Raw genomic sequence first — 1756 nt, forward strand, 5'->3', positions numbered from 1 at the left:
ACATAACGCTTTGGCACAGGAATGGGAAGCGATGACCGGACGTTCAGAATGCCGCAGCACATCCCAAAAACCGGCCTCATTCAGGTGGGAAACGTCGATCACCATCCCAAGCTGATTCATTCTTTCGATTACCTGAAAGCCAAAACGAGATAAGCCGCCGCTTCCTTCGCTTTCCCCGACACCGTTGCCGATCGCATTCCTTTCATTCCAGGTAAGGCCAATGCTTCTGACTCCGAGCCTGAAAATAAGATCAAGCATAAAAATGTTTTCGCCAAGAATTTCTCCGCCCTCAATATTGATAAGCAGGCCCAGTTTATTAGTCCGGCCTAATTGGGCCGCGTCTTCTTGGGTTCTTACTAAAAATACCTCACTGGAATTATGATCAATAAACCTAAGTGCGGCTTCGAGTAATTCCAGCCCCCTCCAGGCCGCCTGAAACGGTTTGTATTCACTTTCAATATAGGCGGCCAGGAACTGCAGGCCGAGATTGGCCTGTTTTGCCCTAGTCAAATCCCAGTGTCCAAATTTTGCTGTTTCTTTCAGATTTCTTTTTCCGGCAGCAAAATCTCCAATGCTGTCACAATGGCCATCGGCAATCCATAGGTTTTTCATGATCAAAATTTAGCTCCTTTATTTATATTCTAAAGGATAATCAGGCAGAAGGCTAATTATTTGGAAAGCTTGACTGATGCCAATCCTTTGGCGACTTCCTTTGTTGCACTTAGATAAATCAGAAAGTACGAATATTTTCTGATATATTAAAAAAACCCGCCCCCAAGCAGGCAGGTTTAGAATCATTGGGTTTATCTGGGTTCGACAATCAGTTTGATCGCAGTCCTCTCTTCTCCTTCAATTAGGATATCGGTGAAAGCCGGAATACAAACCAGGTCAAGACCACTCGGAGCAACGAAACCTCTGGCAATAGCAACTGCTTTTACTGCCTGGTTTAATGCGCCTGCGCCAATTGCCTGCAATTCAGCTCCGCCTTTTTCCCTGAGTACGCCTGCTAATGCTCCAGCTACTGAATTAGGACTTGATTTTGCTGAGACTTTTAACACATCCATTATCTAATACCTCCCAATCGATCCTTTTTACATGTATTTCCACTTTGATGCTATATACTATTCGCGTAATAGTAAAAAAATCCTCTTTTTAGAAATGTCTGATTTGGTATTTTCTGTGTAAAAAATCCTGCACCTTATTTGGCGCAGGATGTCTATTTTTGGATAGGAATAATACGCTGTGTTTTGCCGGTTTTTTCATCTATTTGAAGCACCACAGCATTCAGCTGGTTCACCCCGTTGGCCACTTCAAATCTAGCCGGCATCTGCGTCAGAAAATTATTGATAATGATCTCTTTTTTGACTCCCAAGACCGAATCTCGCGGGCCAGTCATTCCAACGTCTGTAATATATGCCGTTCCCTGGTCCAGTACCCTGGCATCCGCAGTCTGGATATGGGTATGTGTACCAAGAACTGCACTTACTTTGCCGTTAAGAAACCAGCCAAGCGCAACTTTTTCCGAGGTTGCCTCGGCATGAAAATCGACAATGATCACCGGGGTCTCCACAGCCATCATATTGATGATCTGACTGACCATCGTGAAAGGATTTTCCAGCGGCGGCAGAAAGATTCTTCCTGATAGATTGATAATTCCCGTCTTTATTCCGTTACGAATAACAAAACCATAGCCTTTTCCCGGTGCCCCTTTCGGGTAATTGGCAGGCCGGATCAGCTTGGTTTCATCATCGATAAA

3 protein-coding genes are annotated in these 1756 nt (G+C 44.5%); all 3 read right to left on the bottom strand.

Features of this window, described 5'->3' with window-relative positions; translation table 11 throughout:
- The coding region (locus NC238_00895) for a membrane dipeptidase (GenBank protein ID MCM1564513.1) at nucleotides 1–612 on the bottom strand (612 nt) is incomplete at its 3' end.
- Between the two features lie 191 nt (nucleotides 613–803).
- Nucleotides 804–1064 carry a stage V sporulation protein S gene (locus tag NC238_00900; protein ID MCM1564514.1) on the bottom strand — a complete coding sequence of 87 codons (261 nt, stop codon included), beginning with the start codon at nucleotides 1062–1064 and terminating at the stop codon, nucleotides 804–806.
- A 152-nt stretch (nucleotides 1065–1216) separates the two neighbouring features.
- Nucleotides 1217–1756 (bottom strand): YmdB family metallophosphoesterase (locus NC238_00905; GenBank protein MCM1564515.1); only part of this gene is annotated, 540 nt, incomplete at its 5' end.

Source organism: Dehalobacter sp. (assembly GCA_023667845.1).
Lineage (GTDB): Bacteria > Bacillota > Desulfitobacteriia > Desulfitobacteriales > Syntrophobotulaceae > Dehalobacter.